Source organism: Vibrio floridensis, from assembly GCF_021852965.1.
GTDB classification, from domain to species: Bacteria; Pseudomonadota; Gammaproteobacteria; order Enterobacterales; family Vibrionaceae; genus Vibrio; species Vibrio floridensis.
This window is the reverse complement of the sequence record NZ_JAKGCY010000008.1, coordinates 14,452-38,885: the sequence shown is the minus strand read 5'-3', so window position 1 is coordinate 38,885 and position 24,434 is coordinate 14,452. Positions and strand designations below refer to the sequence as shown.

The following is a 24,434-nucleotide window of genomic DNA, read 5'->3' as shown; positions in this document are numbered from 1 at the left end:
GAATTAGAATGGCTGACAAAGAAAAGCTTTCGGCGCTCATGGATGGCGAAATTGTCGATAAGGCTTTGATCAAAGAGATCGCTCGAGACGATGACGTTTTGGCCTCTTGGCGCAATTACCACTTAATCGGTGATGTTATGCGTGGTGAAGCACCGCAACAGCCCGAGTGGAATATTGCTGAAAGTGTCGCATTAGCGTTGGAAAACGAACCCGCGCACAGTTTACATCAGCAAAAAGTCATCGAGCTTACTCAGATGCCTCCAGAGCCACAACCTTTGCCACAACAGGCAAGAAGGCAGTTACCAGCGTGGTTGTCTCAGTTTGGCCAAGTGGCCGTTGCGGCGTGTGTGTCCCTTGCGGTCATCCTCGGCGTGCAACAATACGGTGGCAGTGATCCCGCGGCGCCTCAAGCGGATCAATTACCTGTGTTGCAGACCATTCCGTTTGCCGGCAGTGCTGAGCCAGTGAGTTTGACACGTGAATCAGTCGAAAAGTCGATGAGCGAATCGTCAATTCAAGAGCAGCGTAAACGCGTTCATGCTATGTTACGTGATTATGAGCTCCAGCTAAGATTAAATAGTGACTCATCTCATATCGCAGGTGAGCAATCTACATCGGAAATTGAATGAAGAAATTCCTGTTCAGTGTCTGTGCTCTGTTCAGTGTGATGACTCCCCAAGCCTTTGCCAGCGATAAGCCGGCGGAGGCTTTATTGCATCAAATGAGCGAAGCCAGCCAAAATTTGAGCTATGAGTTAGCTTATATTCTTATCAAAAAAAACAGCATAGAGCCGTTACTGTATCGACATGCCAGTAAAGAAGCGCAGCAGTATGCGCATCTGATTTATCTTAGTGGGCCTGTACGCGAAGTGATTAAACGTGGCCATGAAGTCAGCTATATAGAGCCTGGTGTGGAGCCGTTTACCATTCAAGCCGGAGAAATGGTTGCCCCGGTCATGCCTATGTTAGGCAGTGACATTGAGCAACTGCACAAGTTTTATGATTACGTACAAGTCGGCCGAGCACGTGAAGCCGGCTCTCCTACGCAAGTGATCCGTATTGTGCCGAAAGATGGGTTACGTTACTCCTACGTGGTTTGGATTGATGAGCAGAGCAAGCTGCCTTTACGCGCAGACCTGGTGGATCGTGACGGGGAAGTGATTGAGCAGTATCGTGCCATTACATACACCGTGAATCAGAAAATTGCCGACCTAATGAGTGGTCTTGAAGATGTGCAGTTACCTGCTGTTTTGACTTTACCGAAAGGGGAAGTGGAGAAGAGCAACTGGCGTGTGTCATGGACTCCGGAAGGATTTGTTGCCAACGACCTAAGTCGTTATCGCTTGGCCTTGACGGATCAAATGGTGGAAAGCCAACTTTTCACGGATGGTTTGTTTAGTTTCTCTGTTTATGTTGCAGAAAAAGACGATCATTCGCTGAAAGGCCAGCTAGTGCGTCAAGGCCGTCGCACGTTACATAGTGTGGTGGTGGGTAAACATGAAATTTCTGTGGTGGGTGATATTCCACCAGCCACCGCTCAGCGTATTGCTCAATCGGTCACCTTTACGGCTGAAGTTAACCAGAGTAAGGCAAAACCGCAATGATGACCGCACTGGCCACCGTTACCCAAGTCACTCAACATGAGAGTGGCTACCAAATTGCGTTAAGTTGTGAGCAGCAAACCAGTTGCAGCAGCTGTTCATCGCAAAAAAGCTGTGGTACTGGGGTTGTCAGTAAAGCCTTTGGTAACAAAAACTTACATTGGCAACTTAAGACCTCTCGAATCTTAAAAGTGGGCCAGGTGGTTGAAATCGGCATTCCGGAGCAAAGCCTTCTACAATCGGCGATGTTGGTTTATCTGTTGCCTATCGTTGCGATGCTGCTGGGGGCTTTGTTTGGCCATCTGGTGCTTTCCCCATGGTTAGATATGGGAGAGGGGGCGGTGGTACTGACCTCGATGCTTTTTGCGTTTATCGGCATCCTCTTAGCCAAAAAACTGGCTCAGCCGCTTGAGCAGAAAAGTGCTGCTCAGGTCGAGTTGATTCGAGTCTTTGGTGAACCTATCGCCTAAATTATGATGCGCCCACAGTTGAAATTGGGTAGAATCTGCCAACTTAACAGAAATGCCGCCAATGAGCGGCGTTTCTATGTCCCAGAATTACAGAGTTTAGTCACCCCAAATCTATGAAGCACATTCGTAATTTTTCGATTATCGCCCACATTGACCACGGCAAATCGACCCTATCAGACCGTTTAATCCAAGTGTGTGGTGGATTAAGCGACCGTGAAATGGCAGAACAAGTCCTAGACTCAATGGAGCTAGAGCGTGAGCGTGGAATTACCATTAAAGCGCAGAGTGTGACTCTCGACTATACAGCCAAAGATGGTGAAACCTACCAACTTAACTTTATCGATACTCCGGGACACGTAGACTTTTCTTACGAAGTATCTCGCTCGCTGGCCGCGTGTGAAGGTGCTTTGTTGGTAGTGGATGCCGGTCAGGGTGTTGAAGCTCAAACGCTTGCGAACTGTTACACCGCGATTGAAATGGATTTGGAAGTCGTTCCAATCCTAAACAAAATTGATTTACCAGCAGCAGAGCCAGAGCGTGTTGCGGAAGAGATTGAAGACATCGTAGGTATCGATGCGATTGATGCGGTTCGCTGTTCAGCCAAAACAGGTCTTGGCGTTGATGATGTGCTAGAGAAGATCGTTTCCGCGATCCCGGCGCCAGAAGGCGATCCGGATGCACCATTGCAAGCGCTGATCATTGACTCGTGGTTTGACAACTACCTTGGCGTTGTCTCTCTTGTGCGTATTAAACACGGCAAGCTGAAGAAAAACGACAAGATCAAAGTGATGAGTACGGGGCAAGTTTGGGGTGTAGACCGTTTAGGTATCTTCACACCAAAACAGATCGATACGACAGAGCTCAACACTGGCGAAGTAGGCTGGGTGGTTTGTGGTATTAAAGACATTCTTGGCGCACCTGTTGGTGATACGTTAACTCTGGCGAAAAATGGTGCAGAGAAAGCGCTGCCAGGTTTTAAGAAAGTGAAACCTCAGGTATATGCTGGTCTATTCCCTGTTTCTTCGGATGACTATGAAGCATTCCGTGATGCGCTAGGTAAATTGAGCCTTAATGACGCCTCGTTATTCTACGAGCCAGAAACTTCTGCGGCGCTCGGTTTTGGTTTCCGCTGTGGCTTCCTTGGAATGCTGCACATGGAGATCATTCAAGAACGTTTAGAGCGTGAGTACGACCTTGATCTCATCACCACGGCGCCAACGGTAGTTTACGAAGTCCTGACCACTGGCAAACAAGTTATCTATGTTGATAGCCCGGCGAAGTTACCAGCCGTGAATGACGTTGCAGAGATTCGCGAACCTATCGCACGTTGTAATATTCTTGTACCAGCGGATTACCTAGGTAACGTGATTACCTTATGTATTGAAAAGCGCGGCACTCAGGTTGACATGGTTTACCACGGTAACCAAGTTGCACTGACGTACGATATTCCTATGGCGGAAGTGGTTCTTGATTTCTTTGACCGTTTGAAATCTACCTCGCGTGGTTATGCGTCGCTTGATTACGGTTTCCAACGTTTTGAAGAATCGAACATGGTGCGTGTGGACGTGTTGCTAAACGGCGACAAAGTGGATGCTTTGGCGATCATTACTCATAAAGATCAGTCACAAACACGTGGCCGTCAGTTGGTAGAGAAGATGAAAGAATTTATTCCTCGCCAAATGTTCGACATCGCTATTCAAGCCGCAATCGGTAACCACATCATTGCTCGCTCTACGGTAAAACAGCTACGTAAAAACGTATTAGCGAAGTGTTACGGTGGTGATGTGAGCCGTAAGAAGAAACTACTGAAGAAGCAGAAAGAAGGTAAGAAACGCATGAAGCAGATCGGTAACGTTGAGCTACCGCAAGAAGCTTTCCTAGCGATTCTCCATGTAGGTAAAGACTAATAGTTTGAACTTACATCTTGCTTACCAGTCATAAGACGGTAGATATCCATTAAGTGAAAGGGTTACGGCTCTTTCACTTTCGTATTTTTTAGATAAGGGAAGTCCATGGCGAATACATTCTCACTGATTTTGGTCATCGTCACGCTGATCACAGGTGTGGTTTGGTTGCTCGAAAAACTGGTTTGGGCCAAGAAACGCCAACAAAAAGTGGCGGAGATTGAAAGCCAAACGGTTAATGGGTTAGATGCACAAACTCTCGCAAAGGCGAAAATGCAGCCTTGGTGGGTGGAAAACAGTGTCTCTATCTTCCCGGTTATCGCCTTTGTTTTGGTGTTACGCTCTTTTATCTATGAACCGTTTCAGATCCCTTCAGGCTCAATGATGCCAACTCTGCTCGTGGGCGATTTTATTCTGGTGGAGAAATACGCTTATGGCCTGAAAGATCCGGTTTGGCGTACTCAATTGGTGGAAACAGGTAAGCCTGAGCGTGGCGATATCGTGGTATTTAAATACCCACCGTCACCGAGTATTGACTACATCAAACGAGTGGTCGGATTGCCGGGCGATACGGTGCGCTACAATCGCCAAAAAGAGATTTGCATTCAACCTAAAGGGCAAAGTGCATGTGAAGTCGTCAAACGCAACAATGTTGTGGAGAGCGAATTTAGCCAAGACGGCATTCCTCTTATTCAAACGGACGAACAGCTTGGCGATGTAAAACATCAAATTTTGGTTAATCCACTGCGTCAAGACCGAGTCGAAGCCTATGCGCCTCGCGCTGGTGTTAACGAGTGGGTTGTACCACAAGGTCAGTACTTTGTGATGGGGGATAACCGTGACAACAGTGCTGATAGCCGTTACTGGGGCTTTGTACCAGAAGCTAACCTAGTCGGTAAGGCGGTAGGTATCTGGATCAGCTTCGAGTTTGACCGAAGCGTAGACAGTGTGCTGCCGTCTTGGATTCCGACTGGGGTGCGTTTTAACCGCATCGGCGGTATTCACTAACTTTGATGATTATCGGAAAAGTATGAATTCTCCAATTGAGAAACTAACCAGACAGCTCGGCTATCAGTTTAAAGATGACGAGCTGCTCAATTTGGCGCTGACTCATCGCAGCGCCAACAGTAAACACAATGAACGTCTTGAATTTCTGGGCGATTCAATTTTAAGTTTTGTCATTGCTGATGAACTTTATCATCGTTTCCCGAAGGTGAATGAGGGAGACATGAGCCGCATGCGAGCGACGTTAGTGCGCGGAAACACATTGGCAGAGCTAGGCCGCGAATTTGGCTTGGGAGATTACTTAAAATTAGGTCCAGGCGAGCTGAAAAGTGGCGGTTTCCGCCGTGATTCTATTTTGGCTGACGCCGTAGAAGCCATTATTGGTGCTGTCTATCTTGATAGTGATCTAGAAGTGGTGCGTGGCATCGTTTTGAGTTGGTATGCTTCTCGTTTGGATGCCATCAAACCTGGTGTTTCGCAGAAAGATCCTAAGACACGTTTGCAGGAATTCTTGCAAGGCAGAAGAAAACCGTTGCCAGTGTATACTGTGACTAATATTAAAGGTGAAGCACACAATCAGGAATTCACGGTTGAGTGTGATATCGCGGGTATGGATAGACCCGTTGTCGGTAGAGGTACCAGCCGCCGCAAGGCAGAACAAGCGGCTGCGGAATTGGCTCTGGAGCAGTTAACCAATGGCTGATAATGAATTTGATATCGATGCGTTTTTCTCGACAGAGAAGAAAAGCACGTCTTCTGAAAACCAGCACTGCGGTTTTATCGCCATTGTTGGTCGTCCTAATGTGGGTAAATCGACCCTACTGAACAAGATTCTTGGTCAGAAAATTTCGATTACCTCCCGTAAGCCGCAAACTACACGTCACCGTATCATGGGTGTCGATACCGATGGCGACTATCAAGCGATTTATGTTGATACTCCGGGATTGCACATCGAAGAGAAACGCGCCATTAACCGTTTGATGAATCGTGCCGCTAACTCGTCGTTAAGTGATGTGAACTTGGTGTTTTTCTTGGTTGATGGTACCCATTGGACTAACGACGATGAAATGGTACTGACCAAGTTGCAGAAAGCGAACTTCCCAGTCGTGTTGTGTGTTAACAAAGTCGACAACGTCCAAGATCGCAATGACGTGATGCAGCACATGATGGAAATGTCGAAGAGAATGAACTTCGTCGATGTGGTGCCCATTTCTGCCAAACAGGGTAAAAATATAGATGTGCTGCGTAAGCACGTTCGTGACCACTTGCCAAAAGCAGTGCACCATTTCCCTGAAGAGTATGTGACGGACCGTTCACAGCGTTTTATGGCGTCTGAAATTGTGCGTGAAAAACTGATGCGTTTCACCGGTGATGAATTGCCATACTCAGTGACCGTAGAGATCGAACGTTTCGATTACAACCCAGAAACCGATGGCTTCCACATTAACGCCTTAATTCTTGTCGAGCGTAGTGGTCAGAAGAAAATGGTGATTGGTAAAGGTGGTGAGAAAATCAAAACCATTGGTCGTGAAGCGCGCCTCGATATGGAAGAACTGTTTGGTCGCAAGGTTTACCTAGAAACTTGGGTGAAAGTGAAATCAGGTTGGGCAGACGACGAACGTGCGTTGCGCTCACTCGGTTACATTGACGACCTCTAACTCGGTTAGCGAGAGTTATCGCTCCGATCGTATCTTGTTAAGGAGCCCAAGTGGCTCCTTATTTTTTGTGGAATAGAAGCACAGCATGAACGCGCCTGACGGTTTACAGCGATGTTTTGTTCTCCATCGTCGCCCTTATAGCGAATCCAGTCTGATCTTGGACGTATTCAGCGAAGAGTTCGGCCGCATCACCTTGATGTCGAAAGGGGCACGCAGTAAGCGTTCCAATTTAAAAGGTGCGTTGCAGCCGTTTACACCACTGTTATTAAAGTGGTCTGGTAAAGGCTCGATGAAAACGTTACGTCAAGCGGAGCCGATCAGCTTAGGTCTTCCTCTAACGGGTATCTACCTCTATTCCGCGATGTATGTGAATGAGTTGGTCGGCCGCGTTTTGATGCAAGAAGTACCTATGCCAGGGTTGTTCCATGACTACCTTTTCGCGCTGACTGAGTTAGCTCAAGCGGATAATCCTGAACCCGCTCTGCGCCGTTTTGAGCTCGCTCTATTGGCTGCGATGGGCTACGGCGTGGATTTTTTGCATTGTGCTGGTACTGGCGAGTCGATTGATCCGCAAATGACTTATCGCTATCGAGATCAAAAAGGCTTCATCGCGTCAGTACGACGCGATAATCTCACTTTTTATGGCAATGAACTGATTGCCATCAGTGAACGTCGCTTCCTCACGAAAGAGCAGCTGCAAGCTGCAAAACGCTTTACACGTATAGCCCTAAAGCCGTATCTTGGCGGCAAACCTTTAAAAAGTCGGGAATTGTTTGTGCAAATGAGGATTCCCCGAACACGGAGTATGGAAAAATGAGTTCAATTTACCTGGGTGTGAACATCGACCACGTTGCAACATTACGTAATGCCCGCGGTACGAAATACCCTGATCCTGTCCACGCTGCTGAAGTGGCAGAGCGAGCAGGTGCGGACGGCATCACCATTCATTTGCGTGAAGATCGCCGCCACATCACTGACCGTGATGTTCGAATTCTGCGTGAGACCTTACAAACCCGCATGAACCTGGAAATGGCAGTGACAGATGAAATGATCGACATTGCACTGAAAACTCAGCCAGAATATGTGTGTTTAGTGCCAGAAAAGCGTGAAGAACTCACTACAGAAGGGGGGTTAGACGTTGCTGGGCATTTAGAGAAAATCAAAGCTGCAACGAAGAAACTGAGTGCCGCAGGCATCAAAGTTTCATTGTTTATTGATGCTGATCGTGAGCAAATTGACGCAGCAAAAGCGTGCGGTGCTCCCTTCATTGAGCTGCACACTGGCCACTACGCTGACGCAGAAACGGAAGAAGATCAGCTCGATGAGTTGAAAAAAATTGCTGCGGGTGCGAGCTACGCAGCCGATCTTGGCATTACGGTGAACGCAGGCCACGGTTTGACTTACCACAACGTGGCACCCATCGCAGCATTGCCTGAAATTTACGAGCTGAATATTGGCCATGCGATCATTGGCCGTGCGGTGTTTGATGGCCTGCATAAAGCGGTGGCGGACATGAAAGCCATTATGGTGGCGGCTCGTCAGTAGTATGGCCATTGTTGGACTGGGTACCGATATTGCGGAAATCGAGCGAGTGGAAAAAGCCCTCGCTCGTACTGGTGAGGCATTTGCGCAACGCATCCTCACCGAGCATGAGATGATGACCTTTCGTGCCTCAAAGCAGCAGGCGCGTTTCCTAGCAAAGCGTTTTGCGGCCAAAGAAGCGGCTTCAAAAGCGCTAGGCACGGGCATTGCACATGGTGTCTCATTTCAAGACTTTGCGATCTGTAATGATGAGAATGGCAAGCCGGTGCTCACTTTGCGCGGTAAATCGGCTGAACTGGCGCAAGCCTACGGCGTTTTGCATACTCATCTTTCTATCTCTGACGAACGTCATTATGCCATTGCAACCGTAATATTAGAAAAGTGATCCCTCAGCCTTCGCGTGTCGTTGTTGCACACGTGAAGGTATTTTATTAAATCCCTCCCAATTACGTATCTTTTTCACAAATTTACAAAATACCCACGTTTAAGGTGATCTTCGTTCCATTTGAGATTGTCGCTTGCTGATTGAATTGCATATACTCTAAATGTGTATTTGTTGTAATTATAAAAATTATAAATGCAAAGTTGGTCAGTTTTTCCTTGCCGTTGCTCTATTTTGACTTTAATGAGGAAGTCGAAATGCGTGTTAGCAATGGATTTGCTTAGAAAGGCGGTGCCATGTTGAGTGATGCTTATTCCACAATTCGACTTTATTCGACTTCCCTAGTGGTTGCTTTGCTCTGTCACTCTTTCCCTGTATCTGCACAAGAGTGGTCAGTATCTGGTTTTGGCTCTTTGGGCTACAGCTACGAAAATGAACCTGATATTGGCTATCTGCGAAATATTTCCCAACCTCCAGATGTGGAACGAAATGGCTCATTTCTTCCGGATTCTAACCTCGGTTTACAACTTGATTTTACCTGGGATTATCGATGGTCTGCGACTGCACAATGGGTTCTAGAAGACCGAGTTGAGCAGGATTTCAACAACGTCACCGAACTGGCTTTTTTACGGTATCTTCCTGATGCTAACTGGGATCTGCGTTTAGGGCGGGTTGGGCTGAATGCATACACTGCGGCTGACAGCCGTCGAATCGATTACGCTCACCTGTGGGTACGCCCTCCTCAAGAGTTGTACGGCAGTATTTTCTATGACTCCATCGATGGTATTGATGTCACTTACCGCTCATCGTTCAACAAACTCAATTGGTCTGCCAGCGTTCAATATGGCCGCATCTCTCAAGTTCTAGAGGATGAACGAACCAATGAGCTATCTAAAGCCAGTTCTGATCATACGCTCGCCGTTGCTTTAACGTTCGACTACCACGAATGGAGTGCGCGTTTTTCTTATGTTGATGTCGCCGATTTGGTCGTGACTCTTGGTGAAAATGGCCTTTCCGCACAGCAGGGTATTTTGCAGTTGGCGAACTCGGGGTTGGGGGCGGTAAGCTCAGAAGCGGCAGAGATCTATGATCAATCTGACATAAATGGCGAATCGGTGAAATATTGGCAATTGGGTCTCGGTTACTTTGATGGTGAATGGCTCATGCAAACTGAGCTGTTTTACGTGGCTGGTATGAAGCAAGCCATTCCACAAGGTAAGGGGGGGTATTTAATGTTGGGTCACAACATAAATCGTGTGACCCCTTATCTGATCGCGGCTTTTTTTCAACCGTCGTCCGAGATCTTTGGTGCGAAAAGTGATTGGGGAATGGTGGATCCTCAGCTGGGACAAATTCAGCAGTTGATCGTTGGTGGTATCAATGCAACCCATATCGACCAAAATTCCTATTCACTGGGACTGCGATGGGACATTCATCCTCAAGTCGCGCTGAAGGGGCAAGTCGACTTTATCCAGATCAGTGAGGTGGGCTACGGATTGTGGGCCGCAGACAACCGATCTTCGATGAAGGAACGCGATGTACAACTTTACACACTTAGTGTGAACTTTATTTTCTAGGGGGCAGAGATGAAATATCTAATACTGCTCCTTATGTTGTGGGGAAGTGGATTGGCGCAAGCGGAAATCTTTGTTGTCGTCAGCCATGACAGTTCGATTCATCAAATGAAACAAAGTGACGTAGCCGACATCTACTTGGGTCGTAAGCGGACCTTTGGCCAAGTAGAGATCACACAAGTGCTTGATCGAGAAGATGACGTACGCGAACGATTTTTTATTAGGATTGCCAATATGCGTGCCAGTCAGATTAACGCCTACTGGGCTAAGCTTAAGTTTTCAGGTCGTATGCGTGCTCCTCACTTGGTCGAAACGGATGAAGAGTTGGTGAGTCATTTACTCAATAACCCCAATGCGATTGGTTACATGCAGACTCCTCCCCCAGACGGACTCAAGGTGGTGGTGACGATTAATGAATAATTTGCCTCGTCAATCCTTAGCGAATCGTCTGCTTAGATTTGTCTCGATTTGCGCGATCATTTATTTGGTGCTGCTATTGGCACTAATGATTCCGTTTGGTTTTAAAAATGCGACGCAGGCTCACATGGAGTTGGAACAAAAACTGGTGCTTTCCTTATCAAACTCTGCCGCCATTGCCCTTTACGTCAATAACCATGAAATCGCGGAAGAGGTGATTGACGCCCTGTTGTTGCATGATGAAATCAATGCGGTGCGGTTAGAAAGTTTAGAAGGGGTCACTTTCGATAAAATTAAACCGGGTCAATTTGAAAAAGACATGTGGGAGCATTCCAACCAGTACCCTTTGCTGTCTCCTGTCGATGCTAAGCCATTGGGGATGCTCTATGTTCACGACAACCATTTGGTCATTCAACGTCAAACATTAGACGAAGTGCTTTATCAGATCCTCTTTGTCTTATTGCAGTTTTTAATGACTTTTATTGTGATCGCTTTGGTGGTGAAGCGTATCATCGGCAAGCCATTACAAGCGCTTTCTATTGCGGTTGCGCGCGCTACGCCAGGGCAAGTGAAAACGGTGGAGATTGATGAGCAGAACCGTAGTAACGAAATTGGCCTCGTGGCCAACAGCATCAATACCTTTATTGAAGCCTCTCACCAAGCCTTGATCCGAGAAAAAGAGCTGCGTTCACAAATCGAGCGTTGGGAGATCTACTACCGTGGTATGGCTGAGCAAGATACCTTAACGGGATTAAAGAATCGCTTGGGGTGTGAAAAACACTTTTCGTACATGAAGCACAGTGGCACCTATCTTTCTTTATTTTTGATCGATTTAGATGGGTTTAAATTGGTCAATGATAACCATGGTCATGCTGTGGGGGATGCAGTGCTGTCTACGATTGCCAGCCGCTATCTAAATTTGACCCAAGAGCATTTTGCGCAAAGTGTGGTTGGCAGAATTGGGGGGGATGAGTTCGTCATCTATCTTTCACACCGCGATGGACCGGAAAAAATGGAGGCATTTTTAATGGCTTTTGCTCAGCAGCTGATTGAGGTGAGTAATACACCAATTGAAGTGAAACAAGTGCAAGTCCACGTAGGATGTAGTATTGGAATTGCGAGCTCTACCGCTACACAGGCGGATATGGAAAAACTGCTATTGCAAGCCGATAGCGCCATGTATGTGGCAAAACAAGATGGAAAGAATGCGGCGCGTTTTTTTCGCCAACCGATGAGCCAATCGATGGGGCATTGATCTTAGTGCTGGGTATGAACAAAGAAAACCGCCGGATGAACAGGCGGTTTTTTATTTATTTGAGATAAAGCTGCGCAGTAGTGGAAACCTTGAGCATCTCATCTTGCAGTTCAAAAAGCTCCGGTTCTACATCCATCAAATCGGCATCGCTGCGTAGGGATTGCTCAATGGTGGCGCACAGTGCCTTTAAGCGTGGCACCCCGCAGTAAGAGCTGCTGCCATGCAGTTTGTGAATCACATCAATCAGCTCTTGTCGTGGATACGCTTCTTGTTCGAGTGCCTGCTCAACCACGGCTTCGACATCTGGCATAAACTCAACCAGCATTTTAAGCATGTCTTTAGCGAGATCTTCTTTATTGGCGGATTGCTTTAGTGCCGCCTGCCAATCAATGATGATATCGCTGCTACGTGCTATGTTCTGCTGAGCTTGCTCCTCCTCAGTGGCTACATAACTTGGTGAGATTTTTTCCACTTTACTGTCACAGGTGTTGGGGTTCCAATGAATTAACACCTGCTGAAGAATGTGTTCCTCAATAGGTTTGGTGAGATAGTCGTCCATCCCCGCTTTTAGCAAGCGGTCTCGTTCACCGCTCATGGCGTGTGCCGTGACCGCGATCACAGGCGTGTTGGCATTGAGTTCGGTTTTTTTGATCAATTTACAAGCCGTTACGCCATCCATCTTCGGCATTTGAATATCCATAAAGATCAGATCGAATTGGCGGCTGGTGGCGATATCGACGGCGTCTTGACCTGAACTGCAAGAGGTGACCGAAACCACTCTTTCGGCAAGGAGCGCGGTGATCAGTTTGAGGTTGGCCGGGTTGTCATCCACAGCCAGTACCGACAGGGAAGAGCGCTCTGCTTGCGCGTTTTCAGGCGCCAGAAGTAAAGGTTGTAAGGTTTGTTTTGCCGCAAGACTTTGCAACAGTTTTCTTCGACCCAGTGGTTTGGTCAAACATTGAATACCAAAGCGTTCAGTAAGCTGATCAGCTAGGGCGAGCTCGGTACTCGGAATCGCCAAAATAGTATTTGCGGAGATATGCAGTGCACGGTTGAGCCAGTTCTCAATGGTTTCCATCTCATGGCTCTGATTCACCGCTAAGCTCAGCAGCACAAAGTCGTAGCCTTTGGCGTTATCGGGCAGTTGCGAGCGGTAAGTGACATTGATGCCTTCTTGCGTCAGTACTTGCTGAGTCACGGCGGCGGCTTGCATGTTTGGTTCCACCAAAAGGAGCTCTTTTCCGTGCAGCAGTTCCGCATCCCTGGATTCTGTCATTGGCATTTGCGTGGAGTGCAGACGCAAGGTGAACCAGAAGGTCGAACCTTGATGTAAACGGCTGGTGAGGCTGATCTCACCGCCCATTTGGCTGACTAGCTTCTGGGTGATAACCAACCCAAGGCCTGTGCCACCATAACGGCGAGAAATACTGGCATCCGCTTGACTAAAGGCTTGGAAAAGCTGTGCTTGTTGACGTTCAGAAATGCCGATACCCGTGTCTTTAACCATGAACTGTAGATCAAGGCTATCACCCGATTGAGCGCGCATCTCCACACTGACATCGATGTTGCCACGCTCGGTAAACTTGATTGAGTTACCCACTAGGTTGGTCAGTACCTGCTGAATACGTAATGGATCGCCCACCACGCCTTCTGGGATACGCGGATCAATCTTCAACGTGATCTCTAACCCTTTTTCGTGCGCGCTGGTGGCTTGAAGGCTGATAACCTCTTCTAGGCTTTCACGGAAATCGAATGGAATGTTTTCCAGTGCCAGCTTACCTGCTTCAAGTTTCGAGAAGTCCAAAATATCGTTGATGATATTGAGTAGGTTGTTGGCTGATTTTTCAATGGTCTGCAGATAGTCGGTTTGGCTGTTGGTAAGCTGCGTTTTGAGCATCTGACGAGTAAAGCCGATCACGCCATTGAGTGGTGTACGCAGCTCATGCGACATATTGGCGAGGAACTCGGATTTGACTCGTGCCGCTTCTTGAGCGCGTTTTTTGGCGATATCCAGTTCAACGTTTTGAATCTCGAGCTGCTCAAGTGTTTCTCGTAAGTCGGAGGTGGCTTGGTCAATGCTGTGCTGCATCTCAACGTGGTATTCCGACAATGAAATCGCCATCGCGTTGATACCGTTTTTCAACGAATCCAATTCCCCGTGCATCTTGCCTTCAATTCGCACATCCAATTGACCACGGCGAATGCGATCGACCACGTTTTTCATATGGGTGATTGGCTGAGTGACGTCCTGCATCAAACGTGAAGCAAATACACTGGCTAAGCCTAAACCGAGGATCAAGACTAAAAATGCCGAGAACACTTCTTGATATTGCTGAAGGCGAAGTGTGGAGAGATCCATTTCGACAGCGATATAACCGATAGCACGAGTCGCTTGACCAGGTTCGGCCAAATCACTCAAATAGTGCCCTTCAGACAACACGGGCACTCTCAAAATCATGGTATCACTGAGAATTTCGGCATTACCTAGCAATGGGATCGGCTTATCTTTTGGGTAGGTGAGTGATTCAAAGTTTGGGTGGAAGTTCGAGGTTACAAACAGTTCATGTTTGCCATCAAAGACCGCAATACTTCTGACGAGCCCTGAATTTTTGCGATGGGCGTAACTGACGAGGCGGCGCACGGCTTCGCGGCTTTCAGAAAGAAGATGAGGCTCGCTGGCGATGGCGATCGGTTCAATAATGCTGTTGCCCGTGGTGATCACCTGACGTTCCAAATCTTGATAGCGATTGAAAGAGAAAAAACTACTGAGCAACAACCCGATGATCAAGGTTGGCGCTAGGGTGAGCGTAATTACACGTGCTCGTAAGCCATATCTGGTCATGTTATCTAATTACATCAAGGTCTGGATATGGGAAAATAGGTGCCACTATATGTCAGTGACCCAGCCGGATAGTCGCTAAGCATAATCACAACCGCTCACAGGCACAACGGCTGCGCAGCAGAATAGTGAAGCGGTAAAACAAATTTGAGTAAATCATTCAGGTAATTGAGCATGGCACGTTTTTTCCAACCGAAAAAGAAACTTCAACCCGAAAGCAAACATCAGCAGGTGTTGGTGGAAAAACTCGACCATCAAGGGGCGGGGATCGCCTATCTCAACAAAAAGCCGCTTTTTATTGATGGCACTTTACCGGGGGAAGAGGTAGTGACGCAGCTGACGGAGAGTAAAAGTAAGTTTGCGCGCGGTAAACTGATCAAATTGCTTAAACCGGCGGCCGAACGTGTTGAACCATTCTGCCCTCATTTTAATCAGTGTGGTGGTTGCGACATGCAGCACATGGATTACCAAGCCCAACTGGCTTATAAGCAGCGCACTCTGCTGCAACTGATGAAGAAATTCTCCGGCAGTGAGATCCTTTTATCACCACCAGTAACGGGGCTTGAGAAGGCGTATCGTCGTCGTGCGCGCGTCAGCCTGATGTGGGACAAAAAATCGCGTCAGTTGCAGTTTGGATTCCGCCGTAAACAGAGCAAGCAAATCGAAAACGTTACTGAGTGCCCGGTATTAGTGGCTGAGCTTGAGTGCTTGCTGCCAGAACTGAAAGCGATCTTGAGCCATTTCCACCATCCTGAACACTTAGGCCATGTTGAACTGGTTGCGGCAGACAACGGTGCGGTCATCACACTTCGACATACAGGCCCATTGTTGGATGAAGACGTGGCTAAGCTACGTCAATGTGCAGAACAACATCAAGCTACGCTTTACCTTATGCCTGCAAGCGATCAGCTCGAACGTATTTCTGGCGAAGCGCCATACTACCAAGAAATTGGCTTTAAAGTGCCATTTGAGCCAAACAACTTTATTCAGGTGAACCAGAAGGTCAACCAACAGATGGTGGTTCAAGCGCTTGAGTGGTTAGACCCGCAAAGCAGCGACCGTGTGTTAGATCTCTTCTGTGGTCTAGGCAATTTTAGCTTGCCGATCGCCAGTAAAGCTAAGTTGGTGACTGGGGTGGAAGGGGTGGATGACATGGTGCAAAAAGCAGCAATCAACGCCTCTTTGAACCAAATCAATAACGCGCAATTTTTCCACGCTAATCTGGAGCAGGATTTTGTCGGGCAGCCTTGGGCGAGCGAGAAGTTTGATAAGATTTTACTCGATCCAGCAAGGGCTGGCGCAAGCGGTATCATCGAGCAGGTTTCCGCACTCGGTGCGAAAAGAGTGGTTTATGTTTCGTGTAATCCTGCTACCCTTGCAAGGGATAGCCAAAGCCTGTTGGAGCAAGGTTATCGCTTAACCAAATTAGGTATGTTGGACATGTTCCCTTATACCAGTCACCTCGAATCGATGGCGCTGTTTGAAAAGTAAACTACATGGTGAGAAAGCCATCGTTTGATTGGGACAAAACGAACTAACTGGGATGCTGTTAGTCGAAACTGAAAAAGCAATATTAGGATAATAAGATGGTTGCGGTAAGAAGCGCACATTTGAATCAAAACGAACAGTTTGAGCTGGAAAGCTGGGTGGCAAGCCTGAAACAAGACGCGGGCGTCTCCAAGCGCCTTATTGAAGTCTATCGCCACTGTCAGACCATTCTGCAAGGTCATGAACACGCCGAACTTCTGTTGTGGCGGGGACGAGAAATGATTGAAATTCTCGTCACCTTATCCATGGATAAGGCCACCTTGGTTGCCGCGCAACTGTTCCCATTAGTCTCAAGTGGTGCTTTTGCACGCGAGCCATTAGAAGAGCACTACAGTAAAGAGATCATCAAGCTGATTGATGGTGTGGATGAAATGGCGGCGATTGGCCAGCTAAACATCACTCTTGAAGGCAGTGCGGCTTCTGCGCAAGTCGACAATGTGCGTCGCATGTTGCTGGCGATGGTGGATGACTTCCGTTGCGTGGTCATCAAATTGGCTGAGCGTATCTGCAATCTGATTGAAGTGAAAAAAGCGCCAGATGAAGTGCGCCGCGCCGCAGCCAAAGAGTGTGCCAATATCTATGCACCACTGGCCAACCGTTTAGGCATTGGTCAGTTAAAGTGGGAAATTGAAGATTACGCTTTCCGCTATCAACAGCCAGATACCTACAAGCAAATTGCTAAGCAGTTATCTGAACGTCGTATTGTGCGCGAACAATACATCAAAGACTTTGTCGATGACCTTTCTGAAGAAATGAAAGAGTGCGGCATTAACGCCGAAGTCAGTGGTCGCCCTAAACACATCTACAGTATTTGGCGCAAAATGCAGAAGAAGAGCTTAGAGTTTGATGAGCTGTTTGACGTGCGTGCGGTGCGGATTATTGCCGATAAACTGCAAGATTGTTACGCCGCATTGGGTGTGGTGCACACCAAATATAAGCATCTGCCAAGTGAGTTCGACGACTATGTCGCCAACCCAAAACCGAATGGTTACCAGTCGATTCATACCGTGGTACTCGGCCCAGAAGGCAAAACCATCGAGATCCAAATCCGCACCAAGCAGATGCATGAAGATTCGGAACTCGGGGTTGCCGCGCACTGGAAATACAAAGAAGGCAGCAGCAGCGGTCGCAGTGGTTACGATGAGAAAATCACCTGGCTACGCAAACTGCTGGATTGGCAAGAAGAGATGTCAGACTCGGGCGAAATGCTCGACGAGCTGCGCAGCCAAGTGTTTGATGACCGCGTTTACGCCTTTACCCCGCGTGGTGATGTTGTTGACTTGCCAATGGGCGCGACACCACTTGATTTTGCCTACCATATTCACTCAGAGGTGGGCCATCGTTGTATCGGTGCCAAGGTGGCTGGGCGCATCGTCCCATTCACCCATAAACTCAACATGGGCGATCAAGTGGAAATTATCACCCAGAAAGAGCCGAACCCGTCCCGCGATTGGTTAAACCCGTCATTGGGGTTTGTGACCTCAGGTCGTGCTCGGGCGAAAATCAACGCTTGGTTCCGCAAACAGAGCCGTGAGAAAAACCTCGAAGCTGGCCGTGAGATCCTTGAAAACGAACTGGCGAAAATTGGTGCAACGCTAAAAGATGCAGAGCAGTACGCCGTAAAACGTTTTAACGTGAAGTCAGCCGATGAGTTGTACGTGGGTGTGGGCAGTGGCGATTTGCGCATTAACCAAATCTTGAATCATATTAATGCCTTAGTGAACAAGCTAACGGCTGAAGAAGAAGATCGTCAAGCACTCGAAAAACTGCAAGAAGCGGGCAATAAAGCGGCAGGTAGTCCAACTCGTCCACGCAAAGATGCCGTGGTTGTGCAAGGGGTCGATAACCTGATGTCTCACTTAGCTCGTTGCTGTCAACCAATACCGGGTGATGAGATCTGTGGTTACATCACGCAAGGTCGTGGCATCTCAGTACACAGAGCCGATTGTGAACAGCTTGAAGAGCTACGTCACCATGCACCAGAACGTATCATAGATACCGTCTGGGGGCGTGATGTTGTCGGCTCCTACATGTTGACCGTTCGTGTCGAGGCGATGGAGCGAAGTGGTTTGCTAAAAGACATCACCACCATGTTGGCGAATGAGAAAATCAAAATCATCAGCATGAAGAGTCGGCTTGATTACCGCACCCATCTCAATGTGATGGATTTCGAACTCGAAGTGACCAACATTGAAGTGCTGACTCGCATCATGAAACGTGTTGAGCAGATCAAGGATGTGATGTTGGTAAAACGCCTAGGCTAACTTTCAAGTCGTACTTGCTGTTTTTACTGCGTTAACTTCGCTTTCTCGCTCAATCACATGGTGAACCATGCTCAGGAGCCTCGAAAGCTTGTTGCCTTGTCAAAACAACAATTACTTAGTGAAAGGCGAGTATTGATAAAAATCCACGCAGTGTTGTAAGCGAAGTAATTTAAGGTGAGTGGTTTTGACTACTCACCTTTTTCTTTAGATAGAAAGGGTTAAGGAACAGAAAATGAGTCATCCAATTGAACAATTAGAGCAAATCATGGCGAAGCTGCGTGACCCGCAAAGTGGTTGCCCTTGGGATTTAAAACAGAGTTTCGACACCATTGTTCCTCACACGATCGAAGAAACGTACGAAGTGGTGGATGCGATTCATAATCGCGATTGGCCTAATTTGCAGGAAGAGTTGGGCGATCTGTTGTTCCAGGTGATTTTCTACAGCCAGTTAGCAAAAGAGCAGGGGTTGTTTGATTTTTCCGCAGTGGTAGAGACCGTGAACGAAAAACTGACCCGCCGTCATCCCCATGTCTTTGGTCAAGTCGAATTTGAGACAGAAGCAGAAATAAAAGCCAATTGGGAAGCGGAAAAGGCCAAAGAGAAGGCGCAAGTAGGCAAAAATGAGCAAAGTATTCTAGACTCAATACCAAACTCTCTACCTGCATTAATGCGTGCTACAAAGATTCAGAAAAAATGCGCTCATTATGGTTTTGATTGGGATTCACTCGGACCTGTGGTCGACAAAGTCAAAGAAGAAATTGAGGAAGTGGTGGAAGAGGCGCTTCAAGTCGATGTCGATGAGGAAAAAGTGGAGCTTGAACTGGGGGATCTGCTGTTCGCCACCGTCAACTTAGCGCGTCATTTGCAGGTCAATCCAGAAGCGGCATTGAGCAAAGCTAATCTCAAGTTTTCTAATCGATTCAAGCAAGTAGAGCAAGGCGTGCACGCAAAAGGTAAGAAGCTTGAAGAGTGCGATTTAGCAGAGTTGGATGCCATTTGGGATCAAGTGAAGCGCGCGGAACGCAGTCAAGCTGCCGAGTAGAAATTTGAGACACATTTGACTCAACTATTTTTTATTCAACTCGATTGGTGTTTATCCACTTTGATTTGAAGCAAAAAATAAAAAATTGGCGTGTGATAGATTTCACGTTGTGGCGGTTAGGGTCTTCTGGTATATTTTCGTCCCGTCCAGAAGAAATCCGTTTCCCTCATTCAACCAATTTCAGGTTAAACATGACGACAAATTACATTTTTGTTACTGGCGGGGTTGTATCCTCTCTAGGTAAAGGTATTGCAGCAGCATCTCTTGCAGCGATTTTAGAAGCTCGTGGTCTTAAAGTGACTATGATGAAGCTTGACCCTTACATCAACGTTGATCCAGGCACAATGAGCCCAACTCAACATGGTGAAGTGTTCGTTACAGAAGATGGCGCCGAAACAGACCTAGACCTTGGTCACTACGAGCGTTTCATCCGCACTAAGATGACTAAGCGCAACAACTTCACTGCAGGTCGTGTTTACTCAGACGTTCTCGCGAAAGAGCGTCGCGGTGACTATCTAGGTGCAACTATCCAAGTTATCCCTCATATCACAAACGATATCAAAGACCGCGTGATCAATGGTTCTCAAGGTCATGACGTTGCGATCGTTGAAGTGGGTGGTACTGTTGGTGATATCGAATCTCTACCATTTATGGAAGCGATTCGTCAGCTAGCCGTTGAAATCGGCCGTGAACGCGCTATGTTCATGCACCTAACACTTGTTCCTTACCTTGCAGCCGCAGGCGAAGTGAAAACAAAACCGACTCAGCACTCTGTTAAAGAGCTGCTATCAATCGGTATCCAGCCAGATATCCTAGTTTGCCGCTCAGATCGCATGATCCCAGCGAACGAGCGTAAGAAGATTGCGCTGTTCTGTAACGTTCCTGAGAAAGCGGTAATCTCCATGAAGGACGTAGATTCTATCTACAAGATCCCTCAACTGATCAAATCTCAAGGTCTTGATGATCTCGTTTGTGCACGTTTCGGCATTTCTGCGCCAGAAGCGGATCTGTCTGAATGGGAACAGGTGATTTACGAAGAAGCGAACCCAACTGGTGAAGTTACTATCGGTATGGTGGGTAAATACATCGAACTACCTGATGCGTATAAATCAGTAAACGAAGCGCTTAAACATGCAGGTTTGAAAAATCGCTTGAGCGTTAACATTAAATATGTAGACTCTCAGGACGTAGAAACCAAAGGCGTTGAAGTTCTGCAAGGACTTGACGCAATCCTTGTACCTGGTGGTTTTGGCGACCGTGGTATCGAAGGCAAGATTCTTGCGGCGAAATACGCTCGTGAGAACAAGGTTCCTTATCTAGGTATTTGCTTAGGTATGCAAGTGGCACTGATTGAATACGCGCGCAACGTTGCGGGTATGGAAGGTGCACATTCAACAGAATTTAACAAAGACACCAAGTACCCTGTGGTAGGTTTGATCACGGAATGGGTGGACAGTGAAGGTAACGTGGAAGAACGTACTGAATCGTCAAATCTTGGTGGTACGATGCGTCTAGGTTCGCAACTATGTCACCTAGCGAAAGGCACTAAAGCTCGTGAGCTATACGGTAGCGATACGATCCATGAACGTCACCGCCACCGTTACGAAGTGAACAACAATCTTCGTCCACAAATTGAAAAAGCAGGCCTAAAAGTATCTGGTCTGTCTGCGGACAAGAAACTGGTTGAGATGATCGAGAACCCGAACCACCCATGGTTTGTGGCTGCTCAGTTCCACCCAGAGTTCACTTCTACGCCACGTGACGGTCACCCACTGTTCTCTGGCTTTATTAAAGCAGCGGGTGAAAACGCGCGCGGCGAACTGAAGTAAAAGGATACGGGCGGTTGCAAAGGTTGTGCTGCCGCCCTTTAAATTTGACATTTATATTTGAACGAGAGGAAACATTAATGTCTAAGATCGTTAAAGTTCTAGGTCGTGAAATCATCGACTCACGTGGTAACCCAACTGTTGAAGCTGAAGTACACCTAGAAGGCGGTTTCGTAGGTATGGCGGCAGCTCCATCTGGCGCATCTACTGGTTCTCGCGAAGCGCTTGAGCTACGTGACGGTGACAAAGCACGTTTCCTAGGTAAAGGTGTTCTTAAAGCGATTGAAGCGGTAAACGGTGCAATCGCTGACGCTCTAGTTGGTAAAGATGCGAAAGATCAAGCAGCGATCGACGCTATCATGATCGAGCTAGACGGTACTGAAAACAAATCTAAGTTTGGTGCGAACGCAATCCTAGCTGTTTCTCTAGCTAACGCTAAAGCAGCGGCTGCTTCTAAAGGCATGCCTCTATACGAGCACATCGCTGAGCTAAACGGTACTGCTGGTCAGTTCTCTATGCCTCTACCAATGATGAACATCATCAACGGTGGTGAGCACGCTGACAACAACGTTGACATCCAAGAGTTCATGATCCAACCAGTTGGCGCAAAAACTCTGAAAGAAGCAGTTCGCATGGGTGCGGAAGTATTCCACAACCTAGCTAAAGTTCTTAAGTCTAAAGGCTACAACACTGCAGTTGGTGACGAAGGTGGTTTCGCTCCTAACCTTAAGTCTAACGCTGAAGCGCTAGAAGTTATCGCAGAAGCAGTTGCAGCTGCGGGTTACGTGCTAGGTAAAGACGTTACTCTTGCTATGGACTGTGCAGCATCTGAGTTCTTCGACAAAGAAGCTGGCATCTACAACTTGAAAGGTGAAGGCAAAACGTTCACTTCTGAAGAGTTCAACCACTACCTAGCTGGTCTAGTTGAGCAATTCCCAATCGTATCTATCGAAGATGGTCTAGACGAGTCTGATTGGGCTGGTTTCGCACACCAAACTCAACTTCTAGGCGACAAGATCCAACTAGTTGGTGACGATCTATTCGTTACAAACACTAAGATCCTAGCTGAAGGTATCGAGAAAGGCATCGCTAACTCTATCCTAATCAAGTTCAACCAAATCGGCTCTCTAACTGAGACTCTAGCTGCAATCAAGATGGCTAAAGACGCAGGTTACACAGCAGTAATCTCTCACCGTTCTGGCGAAACTGAAGATGCAACTATCGCTGATCTAGCGGTAGGTACTGCAGCAGGTCAAATCAAGACTGGTTCTATGAGCCGTTCTGACCGTGTTGCTAAGTACAACCAACTAATCCGTATCGAGGAAGCTCTAGCTGGTCGTGCTCCTTTCAACGGTCTTAAAGAAGTGAAAGGCCAAGCTTAATTCTCAACAGAATTAATCGCTTAGTTTGAAACTTTAAAAGCACCTCGCGTTTGCGGGGTGTTTTTTTATCGCCAATATTTCCGCGAGTCCCCCTATCTTCGATAAATAAAAGTGACCGTGCATAAGGCTCTGTCATTCTCTTCACTTTCTTCTGTCTAACCCTCTCTAGAGCCAATGAGCTAATTGTGCTATAAACAGGGCTTGATCAATCTTTCCTTCTAATAAGTCATAAGTAAATTGCCATGCGACTGTTTATTCTCGTTTTAACCTTACTGTTTGGCTGGCTGCAGTACACCCTGTGGTTTGGTAAAAATGGGGTTTCCGATTACTACACGATTGAAAGTGATATTGAAGCGCAGCAATTGGTGAACACCAAGTTGCAGGCAAGAAACAGTGAAATGTACGCAGAGATAGATGACTTGAAGCAAGGTCTCGATGCCATTGAAGAGCGTGCTCGTCACGAGCTGGGTATGTTGAAAGAAGGTGAGACGTTCTATCGCATTGTCGGTGAGGAGAATCAATAATGGCGCGTAGTATGACGTCATTGGTTGCAGTGGTACCAGCCGCTGGTGTCGGCAGTCGAATGAAGGCAGATCGACCAAAGCAGTATTTGCAGATTCACGGCAAAACCATTTTAGAACATACCATCGAAAGGTTGCTCTCTCACCCGGCCATTACACAAGTCGTCGTTGCCGTGAGTGAAGACGACCCCTATTACTCAGAGCTCGCCATTGCGCAGCATCCCGATATCATTCGTGTCGCTGGTGGGAAAGAGCGTGCAGATTCGGTGTTATCGGCGTTACGTTTCCTTTCGCAGCAGCCACAAAAAACGGATTGGGTTCTCGTGCATGATGCAGCAAGACCTTGTGTTGCTCATCAAGATATTGATGCCTTGATTGAACGCTGCTCCTCGCATGAAACGGGTGGGATTTTGGCGACGCCCGTACGTGACACCATGAAGCGCGCCAACGCACAACAAATGATCGACCATACAGTGGATCGCAATGCACTTTGGCATGCCTTAACGCCGCAAATGTTCAAAGCCGAAGTACTGACAGACGCGCTAAGCGATGCGTTGGCGCAAGGTGTGGCGATTACCGACGAAGCCTCTGCGCTAGAGTGGCGAGGAGAGCTGCCAGCTTTAGTTCAAGGGTGTTCGAGTAACATCAAAGTCACTCAACCTGAAGATCTCGCTTTAGCGGAATTTTATTTGAGCCGAGAAAAGGATAGAAAATGATTAGAATTGGTCACGGTTTCGATGTACACAAATTTGGTGGCGAAGGCCCGGTTATCATCGGTGGTGTTGCGGTTCCTTATGAACAAGGACTCATTGCTCACTCCGATGGTGATGTTGCTTTACATGCGTTAAGCGATGCTCTGCTGGGGGCGATTGCCGCGGGTGATATTGGTCGCCATTTCCCAGATACGGATGACAAATGGAAAGGGGCAGACAGTCGAGAATTGTTGAAAGACGTTTATCGCCGAGTCAAAGAACAAGGTTACAAACTGGGGAATGCGGATGTGACCATCATTGCGCAAGCACCCAAAATGGCCCCTTATATCGATGCCATGCGTGAAGCCATTGCTCACGACTTGGAAACCGATATTCGTAACATTAATGTCAAAGCGACAACAACCGAGCGTTTGGGTTTTACAGGACGCAAAGAAGGTATTGCAACGGAAGCCGTTGTGTTACTGATTAAGCAATAATATTAGCATTAGCAAA

22 protein-coding genes are annotated in these 24,434 nt (G+C 47.4%); 21 read left to right on the top strand and 1 reads right to left on the bottom strand.

The window, feature by feature from the left end; translation table 11 throughout:
* Nucleotides 1-8: 8 nt before the first annotated feature.
* The 13 genes from LZU85_RS13230 to LZU85_RS13170 all read left to right on the top strand — a co-directional run bounded on the left by LZU85_RS13230 (nucleotide 9) and on the right by LZU85_RS13170 (nucleotide 11,807).
* Nucleotides 9-629 carry a sigma-E factor negative regulatory protein gene (locus LZU85_RS13230; RefSeq protein WP_237287249.1) on the top strand — a complete coding sequence of 207 codons (621 nt, stop codon included), beginning with the start codon at nucleotides 9-11 and terminating at the stop codon, nucleotides 627-629.
* Nucleotides 626-1,603, top strand: a complete 978-nt coding sequence (gene rseB / locus LZU85_RS13225) for a sigma-E factor regulatory protein RseB (protein WP_176298476.1) — start codon at nucleotides 626-628, stop codon at nucleotides 1,601-1,603. The genes LZU85_RS13230 and rseB overlap by 4 nt, the downstream gene beginning before the upstream one ends.
* A complete protein-coding gene (locus LZU85_RS13220) occupies nucleotides 1,600-2,070 on the top strand; it encodes a SoxR reducing system RseC family protein (protein ID WP_237287248.1) in 471 nt (156 codons plus the stop codon). The genes rseB and LZU85_RS13220 overlap by 4 nt, the downstream gene beginning before the upstream one ends.
* A 113-nt stretch (nucleotides 2,071-2,183) precedes the next feature.
* Nucleotides 2,184-3,977 (top strand): translation elongation factor 4, encoded by a 1,794-nt coding sequence (gene lepA, locus LZU85_RS13215; RefSeq protein ID WP_176298478.1) that lies wholly within the window; start codon nucleotides 2,184-2,186, stop codon nucleotides 3,975-3,977.
* 105 nt (nucleotides 3,978-4,082) lie between these two features.
* Entirely contained in the window at nucleotides 4,083-4,982 is a 900-nt protein-coding gene (gene lepB, locus LZU85_RS13210; protein WP_038969401.1) for a signal peptidase I, read from the top strand.
* A 22-nt stretch (nucleotides 4,983-5,004) separates the two neighbouring features.
* A complete protein-coding gene (gene rnc / locus LZU85_RS13205; protein ID WP_237287247.1) occupies nucleotides 5,005-5,682 on the top strand; it encodes a ribonuclease III in 678 nt (225 codons plus the stop codon).
* Complete coding sequence (gene era, locus LZU85_RS13200) at nucleotides 5,675-6,637, top strand: GTPase Era (RefSeq protein WP_176298480.1); 963 nt, start codon at nucleotides 5,675-5,677, stop codon at nucleotides 6,635-6,637. The genes rnc and era overlap by 8 nt, the downstream gene beginning before the upstream one ends.
* Nucleotides 6,638-6,722: 85 nt before the next feature.
* On the top strand, nucleotides 6,723-7,454 hold the full coding sequence (gene recO / locus LZU85_RS13195) for a DNA repair protein RecO (protein ID WP_176298481.1): 732 nt from the start codon (nucleotides 6,723-6,725) through the stop codon (nucleotides 7,452-7,454).
* Nucleotides 7,451-8,182, top strand: coding sequence for a pyridoxine 5'-phosphate synthase (gene pdxJ, locus LZU85_RS13190; RefSeq protein WP_176298482.1), 732 nt, complete (start codon nucleotides 7,451-7,453; stop codon nucleotides 8,180-8,182). Before recO ends, pdxJ begins: the two co-directional genes overlap by 4 nt.
* Before the next feature lies 1 nt (nucleotide 8,183).
* On the top strand, nucleotides 8,184-8,564 hold the full coding sequence (gene acpS, locus LZU85_RS13185) for a holo-ACP synthase (protein ID WP_176298483.1): 381 nt from the start codon (nucleotides 8,184-8,186) through the stop codon (nucleotides 8,562-8,564).
* A gap of 293 nt (nucleotides 8,565-8,857) precedes the next feature.
* Nucleotides 8,858-10,138 (top strand): hypothetical protein, encoded by a 1,281-nt coding sequence (locus LZU85_RS13180; protein ID WP_176298484.1) that lies wholly within the window; start codon nucleotides 8,858-8,860, stop codon nucleotides 10,136-10,138.
* A 9-nt stretch (nucleotides 10,139-10,147) separates the two neighbouring features.
* Complete coding sequence (locus LZU85_RS13175; RefSeq protein WP_176298485.1) at nucleotides 10,148-10,555, top strand: type 2 periplasmic-binding domain-containing protein; 408 nt, start codon at nucleotides 10,148-10,150, stop codon at nucleotides 10,553-10,555.
* The gene (locus LZU85_RS13170; RefSeq protein ID WP_176298486.1) at nucleotides 10,548-11,807 is read left to right on the top strand and encodes a GGDEF domain-containing protein; all 1,260 of its coding nucleotides are present in this window, start codon (nucleotides 10,548-10,550) and stop codon (nucleotides 11,805-11,807) included. The genes LZU85_RS13175 and LZU85_RS13170 overlap by 8 nt, the downstream gene beginning before the upstream one ends.
* A gap of 55 nt (nucleotides 11,808-11,862) precedes the next feature.
* Here LZU85_RS13170 and barA read toward each other — a convergent pair whose 3' ends face one another.
* Nucleotides 11,863-14,649 carry a two-component sensor histidine kinase BarA gene (barA, locus tag LZU85_RS13165; protein WP_176298487.1) on the bottom strand — a complete coding sequence of 929 codons (2,787 nt, stop codon included), beginning with the start codon at nucleotides 14,647-14,649 and terminating at the stop codon, nucleotides 11,863-11,865.
* Between the two features lie 171 nt (nucleotides 14,650-14,820).
* On the opposite strand from barA, the gene rlmD reads away from it, so the two are divergent.
* From rlmD to ispF, 8 genes are all read left to right on the top strand, one after another.
* On the top strand, nucleotides 14,821-16,137 hold the full coding sequence (rlmD, locus tag LZU85_RS13160; RefSeq protein ID WP_237287246.1) for a 23S rRNA (uracil(1939)-C(5))-methyltransferase RlmD: 1,317 nt from the start codon (nucleotides 14,821-14,823) through the stop codon (nucleotides 16,135-16,137).
* Between the two features lie 95 nt (nucleotides 16,138-16,232).
* Entirely contained in the window at nucleotides 16,233-18,458 is a 2,226-nt protein-coding gene (gene relA, locus LZU85_RS13155) for a GTP diphosphokinase (protein WP_176298489.1), read from the top strand.
* A gap of 232 nt (nucleotides 18,459-18,690) precedes the next feature.
* The gene (gene mazG / locus LZU85_RS13150; protein ID WP_237287245.1) at nucleotides 18,691-19,500 is read left to right on the top strand and encodes a nucleoside triphosphate pyrophosphohydrolase; all 810 of its coding nucleotides are present in this window, start codon (nucleotides 18,691-18,693) and stop codon (nucleotides 19,498-19,500) included.
* 191 nt (nucleotides 19,501-19,691) lie between these two features.
* Nucleotides 19,692-21,329, top strand: coding sequence for a CTP synthase (locus tag LZU85_RS13145; RefSeq protein ID WP_017422607.1), 1,638 nt, complete (start codon nucleotides 19,692-19,694; stop codon nucleotides 21,327-21,329).
* A 77-nt stretch (nucleotides 21,330-21,406) separates the two neighbouring features.
* Nucleotides 21,407-22,708, top strand: coding sequence for a phosphopyruvate hydratase (gene eno, locus LZU85_RS13140; protein ID WP_026130622.1), 1,302 nt, complete (start codon nucleotides 21,407-21,409; stop codon nucleotides 22,706-22,708).
* 242 nt (nucleotides 22,709-22,950) lie between these two features.
* Nucleotides 22,951-23,232, top strand: a complete 282-nt coding sequence (ftsB, locus tag LZU85_RS13135; protein ID WP_011079514.1) for a cell division protein FtsB — start codon at nucleotides 22,951-22,953, stop codon at nucleotides 23,230-23,232.
* A complete protein-coding gene (gene ispD, locus LZU85_RS13130) occupies nucleotides 23,232-23,945 on the top strand; it encodes a 2-C-methyl-D-erythritol 4-phosphate cytidylyltransferase (protein WP_060530752.1) in 714 nt (237 codons plus the stop codon). Before ftsB ends, ispD begins: the two co-directional genes overlap by 1 nt.
* Complete coding sequence (gene ispF / locus LZU85_RS13125) at nucleotides 23,942-24,418, top strand: 2-C-methyl-D-erythritol 2,4-cyclodiphosphate synthase (protein ID WP_011151152.1); 477 nt, start codon at nucleotides 23,942-23,944, stop codon at nucleotides 24,416-24,418. The genes ispD and ispF overlap by 4 nt, the downstream gene beginning before the upstream one ends.
* Nucleotides 24,419-24,434: the final 16 nt, after the last annotated feature.

Excerpts from the sequence above, each read along its gene's own strand:
- LZU85_RS13230 (WP_237287249.1), top strand. The coding sequence starts at position 9 with ATGGCTGACAAAGAAAAGCTTTCGGCGCTCATGGATGGCGAAATTGTC.
- rseB (WP_176298476.1), top strand. The coding sequence starts at position 626 with ATGAAGAAATTCCTGTTCAGTGTCTGTGCTCTGTTCAGTGTGATGACT.
- LZU85_RS13220 (WP_237287248.1), top strand. The coding sequence starts at position 1,600 with ATGATGACCGCACTGGCCACCGTTACCCAAGTCACTCAACATGAGAGT.
- lepA (WP_176298478.1), top strand. The coding sequence starts at position 2,184 with ATGAAGCACATTCGTAATTTTTCGATTATCGCCCACATTGACCACGGC.
- lepB (WP_038969401.1), top strand. The coding sequence starts at position 4,083 with ATGGCGAATACATTCTCACTGATTTTGGTCATCGTCACGCTGATCACA.
- rnc (WP_237287247.1), top strand. The coding sequence starts at position 5,005 with ATGAATTCTCCAATTGAGAAACTAACCAGACAGCTCGGCTATCAGTTT.
- era (WP_176298480.1), top strand. The coding sequence starts at position 5,675 with ATGGCTGATAATGAATTTGATATCGATGCGTTTTTCTCGACAGAGAAG.
- recO (WP_176298481.1), top strand. The coding sequence starts at position 6,723 with ATGAACGCGCCTGACGGTTTACAGCGATGTTTTGTTCTCCATCGTCGC.
- pdxJ (WP_176298482.1), top strand. The coding sequence starts at position 7,451 with ATGAGTTCAATTTACCTGGGTGTGAACATCGACCACGTTGCAACATTA.
- acpS (WP_176298483.1), top strand. The coding sequence starts at position 8,184 with ATGGCCATTGTTGGACTGGGTACCGATATTGCGGAAATCGAGCGAGTG.
- LZU85_RS13180 (WP_176298484.1), top strand. The coding sequence starts at position 8,858 with ATGTTGAGTGATGCTTATTCCACAATTCGACTTTATTCGACTTCCCTA.
- LZU85_RS13175 (WP_176298485.1), top strand. The coding sequence starts at position 10,148 with ATGAAATATCTAATACTGCTCCTTATGTTGTGGGGAAGTGGATTGGCG.
- LZU85_RS13170 (WP_176298486.1), top strand. The coding sequence starts at position 10,548 with ATGAATAATTTGCCTCGTCAATCCTTAGCGAATCGTCTGCTTAGATTT.
- barA (WP_176298487.1), bottom strand. The coding sequence starts at position 14,649 with ATGACCAGATATGGCTTACGAGCACGTGTAATTACGCTCACCCTAGCG.
- rlmD (WP_237287246.1), top strand. The coding sequence starts at position 14,821 with ATGGCACGTTTTTTCCAACCGAAAAAGAAACTTCAACCCGAAAGCAAA.
- relA (WP_176298489.1), top strand. The coding sequence starts at position 16,233 with ATGGTTGCGGTAAGAAGCGCACATTTGAATCAAAACGAACAGTTTGAG.
- mazG (WP_237287245.1), top strand. The coding sequence starts at position 18,691 with ATGAGTCATCCAATTGAACAATTAGAGCAAATCATGGCGAAGCTGCGT.
- LZU85_RS13145 (WP_017422607.1), top strand. The coding sequence starts at position 19,692 with ATGACGACAAATTACATTTTTGTTACTGGCGGGGTTGTATCCTCTCTA.
- eno (WP_026130622.1), top strand. The coding sequence starts at position 21,407 with ATGTCTAAGATCGTTAAAGTTCTAGGTCGTGAAATCATCGACTCACGT.
- ftsB (WP_011079514.1), top strand. The coding sequence starts at position 22,951 with ATGCGACTGTTTATTCTCGTTTTAACCTTACTGTTTGGCTGGCTGCAG.
- ispD (WP_060530752.1), top strand. The coding sequence starts at position 23,232 with ATGGCGCGTAGTATGACGTCATTGGTTGCAGTGGTACCAGCCGCTGGT.
- ispF (WP_011151152.1), top strand. The coding sequence starts at position 23,942 with ATGATTAGAATTGGTCACGGTTTCGATGTACACAAATTTGGTGGCGAA.